This window comes from Vibrio sp. 10N.239.312.D08 (genome assembly GCF_041466145.1).
GTDB lineage: Bacteria > Pseudomonadota > Gammaproteobacteria > Enterobacterales > Vibrionaceae > Vibrio > Vibrio crassostreae_C.
On record NZ_JBFSSD010000014.1, the window covers coordinates 96,316 to 105,656 of the forward strand.

Here is a 9,341-nt window from a genome sequence, read left to right on the forward strand (position 1 = left end):
AGATAAAATTCAGTACGATAAGAATAGCGCATGAATATTTTTTGAGCGTTTTCTTATGCATTTAAATCCACGGTTAAGTGGCGAATACCATTCTTATGTCGATCACTCATTTCGTATCGATTGTTCACTTGGCTCCAATCCATTTGGCGCACCAGAAATTCCTGAACATGTGATCAAAGATATTATCTACGGTATTGATAAGTACTATTGCCACAGGGAGCTTTCGGAGCTGACTTATCTGACTCGCCAGTTTATTGGGATTGAAGATTGTCGTATTACGTACACCACGGGCTCTCTTGGGGCGCTAGAACTTATCTTCAATAAACTTATCGATCACAACAATCGCACCATGATAGGCATTGGCCCTCAGTTTGTTGAAGCAGTATCAGAGTTCACTTTGGTGGGCGGGAATTACCAGTCCATCAACATGTTTGATTATCAAAACGAGTCGGATCTGTTCGGTGTGTTGGCATCAAAAATAAGCAGTCAAAATCCTGCCTTGGTGTATATCGATAATCCCAACAACCCAACGGGTCGAATCTACGACAGAGCTTATCTGGTCGAGATAGCGAGAGTATGTGAGCGTTCTGGCGCTATTTTGATTGTCGACGAGGCATATGGTGAATACCTGACTCCTGAACAGTCTATGCTCGATCAAACCTTGGTCTTGGACAACTTAATAGTTTTACGAACCTTTTCTAAGGGCTTAGGCCTTGCAGGGATTCGACTCGGTTACTTAGCCAGCAGTGAAAACCTGACTTCTGCAATCGAAGCTGCGGTGAGTGTGTTCACGCCGACTTACCCTTCAATAAAAATCGCATCGGCGACCTTACCCAATGCGAAACACTTCTTAGAAATGAACCGCAGCAAAACTGAATACTTTAAGCAGCAAATGATCGGCTTGTTGTCTGTGCACGATATTGAAGTGGTTGGAACGTCAATATCGACGCCCATTATGTTGCTGAAAAAAACAGGAACTAACCTTTCAAAGCTATTTGAGAGTATCGGTATTAAGACGTGCTCCGGTGTCGATTTTGCAATTACGTGCGACGCGATGACTGAAGAGTATGTTCGATTACGAATTGTTGGAAATGATGTGGATTTAGAAGCGTTAAAGCAGCGTATTCAGCAGTTATAAAAGCAACCGTTATAAAATCATCAGGCATTAAAAAGCCCGCACCTTGTGTTTACAAAGTGCGGGCTAAATTCATCTGGCTACTTGTTTAAGTAAGCAGCGTGGAACTCAATGTGTTCATCAATAAAGCTAGAGATGAAGTAGTAGCTGTGGTCGTAACCAGGCTGCATACGTAGATCTAAATCGGCATTGGTTACCTTAGCGGCTTCGACTAATTGCTCAGGCTTAAGCTGCTCAATCAGGAAGTTATCGGCTTCGCCTTGGTCGACCAACATTGGCAGCTTAGTGCCTTTGGCTTTTAGAAGCTCAGAGGCGTCGTACTGCTTCCACTCTTCAATATCTAAGCCCAAGTATTGGTTAAATGCTTTTTGGCCCCAAGGGCATTGCATTGGGTTACTGATTGGGCTAAATGCAGAGATAGAACGGTAGCTATCTTCGTTGTTAATGCCAATCGTAAGGGCACCGTGTCCCCCCATGCTGTGACCAGATATTGATTTCACTGATGTCACAGGGAAGAAAGACTCAATCAGTGCAGGAAGCTCTGTTACCACGTAATCGTACATGTGGTAATGGCTGTCCCATGGTGCTTGAGTGGCATTCACATAGAAGCCTGCACCTTGGCCGAGATCGTAATTTTCATCGTCGGCAACACCTTCGCCACGTGGGCTAGTGTCTGGTGCAACAATCGCGATGCCTTGCTCAGCCGCGGCTTTGAAAGCGCCGGCTTTTTGCATGAAGTTTTCATCGGTACAGGTTAAGCCTGACAACCAATACAAAACAGGAACTGGGTTTTCTTTGCTTGCGTTAGGTGGCAAGAAAATCGCAAAACGCATGTTGCAGTCAAGCGTTGCAGAAAAGTGGGTGTATTGTTTGTGCCAACCACCAGCAACCTTTGCTTGGCTAATGTTTTCGATTGTCATCTATTGTGCTCCGTTAGGTTGATGGTTTGGGAGTAAATTTGTCTATATTACATAAAGTTTCACCACCCACCGGGCAGGAGGTGGTGAAGACAGTTTGTTGCTATTCATTTGTAGCTGTGGCCTCGATGCTCGAAAGAATCGAGGCCAAGATGTGTTACTTATCCATGTGTAGAACAGTACGGATAGATTCACCTTTGTGCATTAGGTCGAATGCTTCGTTTACGTCTTGCAGACCCATTGTATGAGTGATGAACTCTTGAAGACCAAACTCACCCGCCATGTAACGGTTAACGATTTCTGGAAGCTCAGAGCGGCCTTTAACACCACCGAAAGCAGAACCACGCCATACACGACCAGTCACTAGTTGGAATGGACGAGTTGCAATTTCTTGGCCTGCGCCTGCAACACCGATAATTACTGATTCGCCCCAACCTTTGTGACAACATTCAAGCGCCTGACGCATCACGTTTACGTTACCGATACACTCGAAAGAGTACTCAACACCGCCGTCTGTCATCTCAACGATAACATCTTGGATTGGCTTGTCGAACTTAGTTGGGTTGATGCAGTCAGTCGCGCCAAGCTGTTTTGCTAGCTCGAATTTGCTCTCGTTGATATCAACACCGATGATGCGGTCAGCACCAGCCATGCGAGCACCAATGATTGCAGAAAGACCGATACCACCTAGGCCGAATACAGCAACGTTGTCACCTTTTTCAACTTTAGCTGTGTTTAATACAGCGCCCATACCCGTAGTTACACCACAACCTAGAAGACAAACTTCTTCAAGTGGTGCTTCTTTGCTTACTTTCGCTAGTGAGATTTCTGGAAGTACAGTGTACTCAGAGAAAGTAGAGCAACCCATGTAATGGAAAATTGTTTCGCCATTGATAGAGAAGCGGCTTGTACCGTCTGGCATTAGGCCTTTACCTTGCGTTTCACGAACGGCTTGGCATAGGTTAGTTTTACCAGATTTACAGAACTTACATTCGCCACATTCAGCTGTGTAAAGTGGGATAACGTGGTCGCCAATCTCAACACTTGTAACGCCTTCGCCGATCATCTCAACGATACCGCCACCTTCGTGACCAAGAATTGAAGGGAAGATACCTTCTGGATCGTCACCTGATAATGTGAATGCGTCAGTGTGACAAACACCAGTAGCAACGATGCGAACTAGAACCTCACCAGCTTTAGGAAGTTGTACATCAACTTCTTCCATTTTTAGTGGCTCGCCAGCTGCCCATGCAACCATTGCTTTTGATTTGATATGCGTTTGACCAGGTTTAATTTCGATTGTCATTGGATGTTTCCTATATGTCAGTACAGCGGATAACTGTGCAATTAAATTCAACCCGTTAAGCGTAGTTGAGCTTAATTGTTTCCGCTCTCTCGTTTTGTTGGAGCTAGTATAGGTGTGAGTGCATGTTTTGATAATCCCCTTAAATAGAAAATGATTATTACTTATTTGTAATAATAAGTATGGAGCGGTCAGTTTTCTTATTGGCAACTATCTTAGCTAGAGCGACTCAGGTTTGAGGACAGGCGACTTATCCAAACGGTCTGAATACATTGCCTTTACTGATGTTTAGGTGGAGGTTTTATGGCGATTTATATATTAACCTTCAATTCGTGTTGTTGAGCTATCAGCTTTTAGTATGGATGGTAACTTGTTGAATTTTAACGATTGAAGCAATGTCGCATAAGCGTACGTTGTGCGACGTTTTGTAAGATATCAGAAACAATAGTGTCATTTTTCTCATCTAGTCTCCTCGCCAAATTTTGAGTTCTAACTTTTTGGGAAGAGAAAATGAGAAAGAGTACATTGACCGTACTGTCAGGCTTAATAGCAGCCACATTAGTTGGTTGTAATTCAAGTTCACCAAGTGACGACAACGGCAATCTAGATAGCGCAGTGCAAGTCGCATTCATGCCTGATATCCATTTCCATGATGTTTACGGCAAATTTGAAGATGGTTCGTTCGCGGGACTCTACAACTCGGATAGTGGCGAGTATGCGACAATTCGAACGATGGAGTCTCAGATGAACTCCACTCGTCTATTCAATGAAAACTACTTTGCGATGATAGCGGCGCTTGATGATGTGGTTGAGCGTGGCGTGAAATACGTAGCCTTGCCAGGTGACTTTAGTGACGACGGCCAGCCGATTCATATGCGTGGCTTAGTTAGCATCTTTGATCACTACCGCGAGACTCATGGTCTTGAGTTTTTTGCAGCGCCAGGCAACCACGATCCAGTGCGTCCATTTACAATCCCTGCGGGTAAATCTGATTACCTAGGCGAGGGTGGTAAGAAGCAGCGTATCTATAGCCGCGGTAAAGAAGAGTGTGTTGGTTATGACGATGAGTGGACGACTATTCCCGGTGAAGGTGACAACTTAGCAACCATCTGTACTGAAGAAGTACGTGAATGGGGCTATGAAGAGATCATGAGTATCCTAGGCACTCACGGCTTCTACCCTCAGCAAGACTATCTCTACTTTGAAACGCCTTACAGCAGCGACCAAGCTCGAGCTAGTTACAGCTATGATTTAGCGAAAGAAGAAGCGGCTTTTGATAAGCGCATGTACGAGATCTGTTATGAAGGTACGGGTGGTAGCTACAAAGAAAGTGGTTACTCAAGCTGTTCTGAAGTGCCGGATACCAGTTACTTAGTAGAGCCAGTGAAAGGGCTTTGGTTGTTGGCGATCGACGCGAACGTTTATCGCCCGAAAGAAAATTCGTCTGATAGCTCTGTAGATGGAAACACGTTCGATGGTTCAAGCAGTGCTGGTTACAACATGATGCTGACTCACAAAGAACACGTAATTGATTGGATCTCTGATGTTGTAAAAGCAGCGAAAGAGCAGAACAAGACGCTTGTCTCTTTCTCGCACTTCCCAATGACCGACTTCTACAACGGCGCTTCTGAAGAGATTGAAGATCTGTTTGGTGAAGGAAGCCATCAGCTGGCTCGTGAACCGGATGACGATACCAGCCGCGCATTAGCTGCTACTGGTCTAAATATCCACGTTGGTGGCCACATGCACTTTAACGATACGGGTAAGAAGAGCTTCAATATCGATGGAGTTCAGCACACACTCTTCAATATTCAAGCGCCGTCGTTAGCGGGTTACATTCCCGCGTATAAACTGTTGAACATTCGTCCTGATAATCAGATTGAAGTTGAGACGGTGGTCATCGATCAAGTTAAGCGTTACAACGAGCTATTCAGTCACTATGAAGAAGAGCATGAATACCTTACTCAAGCTGCGAATGGCGATCCTGATGCAGAAGCTAAGATTTGGAACAAAGATATTCTGAATTCAGAGAGTTACTACGAACTGACTGATTGGCACATCCGTGAACTAACACGCCTACGTTTCCTTCCGGGTGACTGGCCGTTAGAGATGCGCGCTATGATCATGGAAATGAATGGCGAAGAGATGATGATCATGTCTCAGTTAGAAACCAACTTTACCGTGTGTCAGTTAGCTAATGAACTGGGTTACGATGTTGGCGCTTGTGTGGAAAATGGTGTTGATGACTACGATCAATTCCAACAAGACTGGCAAACAGCTAAAGTTGTCGCTGAGAAACTGGCTTCTTTAGAGGGACTAGAGTTAGCTGAATTTGCAGAGTGGAGTGGTGAGTTGTTAGCGACCGACTTCTACCGTTTACGTAACGCAGACGAACTGGCATTCCGTGATATCGGTGAAACACAATTGCGCCAATATGAGTTGTTAAGCCGAGAACTTTCAGAGTTCGATGGCACTGTCGATTCAGAATTGGGTGACCTTGGACAATATACCGTTGGTGAAGTGTTCCGCTCTCGTTTTGGTAGCTTGTTCGTGATTCTTGAAAAATTCGCAACAGGCCAAGCAAGTGACCACTTCTTGATTGATATCGACCAACAAACTCTGACCGATCTTAAAGGTGAAGTGAAGCGCGATATCCTAAGAGGTTCATCATCAGCAAATTAAGCGGCTCAGATTATTAGCGGATTAACCTATTAGCTGATTTAAAAAGAGCTCTACACATGATGTTGTAGGGCTCTTTTTGTCTTTCTGTTCTTCGATGAATGAACCATCACATTTAAGAATTTTTAAGGTACGTCATAATAATTGCTTACTGAAAATCACATGAATTGGAAATAAAACTACAATATTCTGAGCGCCGTATTTAATGTTGTGGACTCATACATGCTTTTATCTCTTCCGCCTCCAGTGATGCTGTCACTTGCCATCGTGCTTGAAGTTGTCGCGACTTCTTTATTGCCTAAAACGCAGCAATTTACTTCCCTTCCTGCGACCGCCGCAGTACTCGTCGGTTATGGCTTTGCTTTTTATCTGTTGTCTCTCACGGTTCAAACCATGTCTTTGGGTGTGGCGTATGCGATTTGGTGTGGCGCAGGGATAGTGTTGGTCGCGGCGTTGTCTTGGTTGGTCTACGGGCAAAAGCTAGACATCTACGCGATCATTGGCATCGCTTTGATTCTGTCTGGTGTGGTGGTCATTAACCTGTTTTCAACGTCGGTGAGTCACTAAGAGTCTATTTCCTACTTCTGAAGGAACAAACTAATTGGAATCTAGAGTAGTTAGCCTTCAACTTAAGGTATTGAATATAATATAGTAATTCCAATAAATGCATTTTGTGCATGTATTTTATGAAAACAGCTCACTTTACTCATAGATTGGTCGGTTTAGTATAGCCAGCAGAAACCAATGATTATAAATAATCATAGATATTATCTGTTTATCAATAACTTAGGGGGTCATTATGACTATTCCGACAACCGATATGATGGAAGCTTGGACGGGATTTCAAGCTGGCGACTGGCAAACATCCGTTAATGCACGTGATTTTATTCAGCGAAACTACACCCCTTATGAAGGCGATGAGTCTTTTCTTGCGGACGTGTCGGAGTCGACGACACAGCTATGGGAGTCGGTGCTAGAAGGTATTAAAGAAGAAAGCCGCACTCATGCCCCTGTCGATTTTGATACTGATATCGTTTCCACTATCACCTCACACGATGCCGGTTACATTGTAAAAAACCTCGAAAAAATCGTGGGTCTACAAACCGATAAACCACTGAAACGCGGCATCATCGCCAATGGTGGTATTCGAATGGTGAAAACGTCGTGCGAAGTGTACGGTCGTGAATTAGAGCCACAAATCGAAAAGATCTTCACTGAGTACCGCAAAACGCATAACCAAGTAGCGTTCGATCTTTATACCGACGAAATTAAAGCATGTCGCCGTTCTGGTATTATTACTGGTCTGCCGGATGCTTATGGTCGTGGACGCATTATCGGCGACTACCGTCGTCTTGCTTTGTACGGTATCGACTTCCTAAAATTAGACAAAAATGAGCAATTCAAATCGACTCAGAAGATGCTTAAAACGGGTGGTGATTTAGATAAGACATTGCGTCTACGTGAAGAGCTTACTGATCAAATTCGTGCCCTTGATGAAATGCGAGAAATGGGTTTGAAGTACGGCATTGATATGTCTTCTCCTGCTCGTACTGCGCAAGAAGCAATCCAATTTACCTATTTTGGTTACTTAGCTGCGGTTAAGTCTCAAAATGGTGCTGCGATGTCGCTAGGCCGCACATCAACCTTCCTAGATGTTTACATCGAACGAGACCTTAAACTTGGTCTGATTGATGAAAAACAAGCGCAAGAGTTGATTGACCATTTCATCATGAAGCTTCGTATGGTTCGTTTTCTACGCACTCCTGAATACGATTCATTGTTCTCTGGCGACCCAATTTGGGCAACAGAAGCAATGGCTGGTATGGGTGTTGATGGTCGTACACTCGTTAGCAAAACGACTTTCCGTTACTTGCACACATTGCACACGATGGGCCCAGCGCCAGAACCGAACATGACGGTTCTATGGTCTGAACAACTGCCTATCGCGTTTAAACAATACGCGGCTAAAGTGTCTATCGAAACCTCATCACTTCAGTATGAGAACGACGATCTAATGCGTGCGGATTTTGATAACGACGATTACGCGATTGCGTGTTGTGTAAGCCCGCAGGTGGTTGGCCAACATATGCAGTTTTTTGGTGCTCGTGCAAACCTTGCTAAAGCGTTGCTTTACACCATTAACGGTGGTGTTGATGAAAAATCTAACATGCAGGTTGGTCCTCAAGTTGCTCGTATCGAAGATGAAGTTCTCGATTTTGACCGCTTAATGCCTCGCTTTGATGACATGATGGATTGGCTTGCAACGCAATACGTCACTGCGCTGAACGTGATCCATTACTCGCATGACCGTTATAGCTATGAAGCATCGTTAATGGCGTTAATGGATCGCGATGTTCATCGCACAATGGCTTGTGGTATTGCAGGGCTGTCGGTTGTTGCTGACTCGCTTGCGGCTATCAAATACGCGAAGGTAACACCAGTACGTAACGAAGGTGGCATCGCTGTCGATTTTGAGATTGAAGGCGAATATCCGAAATTTGGCAACAACGATTCACGTGTCGATGATATTGCTTGTGATTTGGTTGAACGTTTTATGAAGAAAATTCAGAAAATGAACACCTACCGTGAAGCGGTTCCAACTCAATCTATCCTTACGATTACTTCAAACGTTGTATATGGTAAAAAAACTGGTAACACACCAGATGGTCGCCGCGCAGGTATGCCATTTGGCCCGGGCGCAAACCCAATGCACGGTCGTGACGAGAAAGGTGCGGTTGCTTCACTTTCTTCAGTTGCCAAACTGCCGTTTGAATTCGCTAAAGATGGTATTTCTTACACCTTCTCAATCGTACCAAATGCACTAGGTAAAGATGACTTAAGCCAAAAAGTGAACCTAGCAGCACTAATGGATGGTTACTTCCACCACGAGGAAAATGCAGGTTCGATTCGTGTTGAGGGTGGACAGCACCTTAACGTGAACGTGCTTAACCGTGACATGTTGTTGGATGCCGTCGAACATCCAGAAAAATACCCACAGTTAACCATCCGAGTGTCGGGTTACGCTGTGAGGTTCAACTCGTTAACACGTGAGCAGCAACAGGATGTAATTAGCCGTACGTTTACTGCTAAGATTTAACCGTAAACTTCAAGATATACGGTTCTAAAAAAGCGCGAGAATGACATCCGTCTCTCGCGCTTTTTTGTGCGTTGAGTATGGCGGTAATTGGAATTACTTTGATTCTGTCTGGCGTGGTGGTCACTAGGACCTCTAACTTACTTTTGCCCCATTGCGTATATGGAATCCACGTATTTACAAAGTGATTTTGGCAATAAAAGTTAAGATGCG

At 44.4% G+C, this 9,341-nt stretch carries 7 protein-coding genes; 4 read left to right on the top strand and 3 right to left on the bottom strand.

Annotated elements, in window-relative coordinates; translation table 11 throughout:
- The first annotated feature begins 55 nt into the window (after positions 1-55).
- Positions 56-1,138 (top strand): aminotransferase class I/II-fold pyridoxal phosphate-dependent enzyme, encoded by a 1,083-nt coding sequence (locus AB6D58_RS10040; protein WP_372157185.1) that lies wholly within the window; start codon positions 56-58, stop codon positions 1,136-1,138.
- Between the two features lie 77 nt (positions 1,139-1,215).
- On the opposite strand, the gene fghA is transcribed toward AB6D58_RS10040, so the two are convergent.
- The gene (gene fghA, locus AB6D58_RS10045; protein ID WP_017066507.1) at positions 1,216-2,055 is read right to left on the bottom strand and encodes an S-formylglutathione hydrolase; all 840 of its coding nucleotides are present in this window, start codon (positions 2,053-2,055) and stop codon (positions 1,216-1,218) included.
- 154 nt (positions 2,056-2,209) lie between these two features.
- A complete protein-coding gene (locus tag AB6D58_RS10050) occupies positions 2,210-3,358 on the bottom strand; it encodes an S-(hydroxymethyl)glutathione dehydrogenase/class III alcohol dehydrogenase (protein ID WP_017064961.1) in 1,149 nt (382 codons plus the stop codon).
- 507 nt (positions 3,359-3,865) lie between these two features.
- Here AB6D58_RS10050 and AB6D58_RS10055 point away from each other — a divergent pair.
- From AB6D58_RS10055 to pflB, 3 genes are all read left to right on the top strand, one after another.
- Positions 3,866-6,037, top strand: a complete 2,172-nt coding sequence (locus tag AB6D58_RS10055; protein ID WP_102320867.1) for a phosphoesterase — start codon at positions 3,866-3,868, stop codon at positions 6,035-6,037.
- Between the two features lie 219 nt (positions 6,038-6,256).
- Entirely contained in the window at positions 6,257-6,601 is a 345-nt protein-coding gene (locus tag AB6D58_RS10060; protein WP_017061635.1) for a multidrug efflux SMR transporter, read from the top strand.
- A 232-nt stretch (positions 6,602-6,833) separates the two neighbouring features.
- Positions 6,834-9,131: a formate C-acetyltransferase gene (gene pflB / locus AB6D58_RS10065; protein ID WP_372157187.1), complete on the top strand. Its 2,298-nt coding sequence runs from the start codon at positions 6,834-6,836 to the stop codon at positions 9,129-9,131.
- Here pflB and AB6D58_RS10070 read toward each other — a convergent pair.
- Positions 9,121-9,341, bottom strand: a 221-nt coding sequence (locus AB6D58_RS10070) for a hypothetical protein (protein ID WP_372157189.1), incomplete at its 5' end; no start/stop codon positions are given. The two genes, pflB and AB6D58_RS10070, sit on opposite strands and share 11 nt — an antisense overlap.

Excerpts from the sequence above, each read along its gene's own strand:
- AB6D58_RS10040 (WP_372157185.1), top strand. The coding sequence starts at position 56 with ATGCATTTAAATCCACGGTTAAGTGGCGAATACCATTCTTATGTCGAT.
- fghA (WP_017066507.1), bottom strand. The coding sequence starts at position 2,055 with ATGACAATCGAAAACATTAGCCAAGCAAAGGTTGCTGGTGGTTGGCAC.
- AB6D58_RS10050 (WP_017064961.1), bottom strand. The coding sequence starts at position 3,358 with ATGACAATCGAAATTAAACCTGGTCAAACGCATATCAAATCAAAAGCA.
- AB6D58_RS10055 (WP_102320867.1), top strand. The coding sequence starts at position 3,866 with ATGAGAAAGAGTACATTGACCGTACTGTCAGGCTTAATAGCAGCCACA.
- AB6D58_RS10060 (WP_017061635.1), top strand. The coding sequence starts at position 6,257 with ATGCTTTTATCTCTTCCGCCTCCAGTGATGCTGTCACTTGCCATCGTG.
- pflB (WP_372157187.1), top strand. The coding sequence starts at position 6,834 with ATGACTATTCCGACAACCGATATGATGGAAGCTTGGACGGGATTTCAA.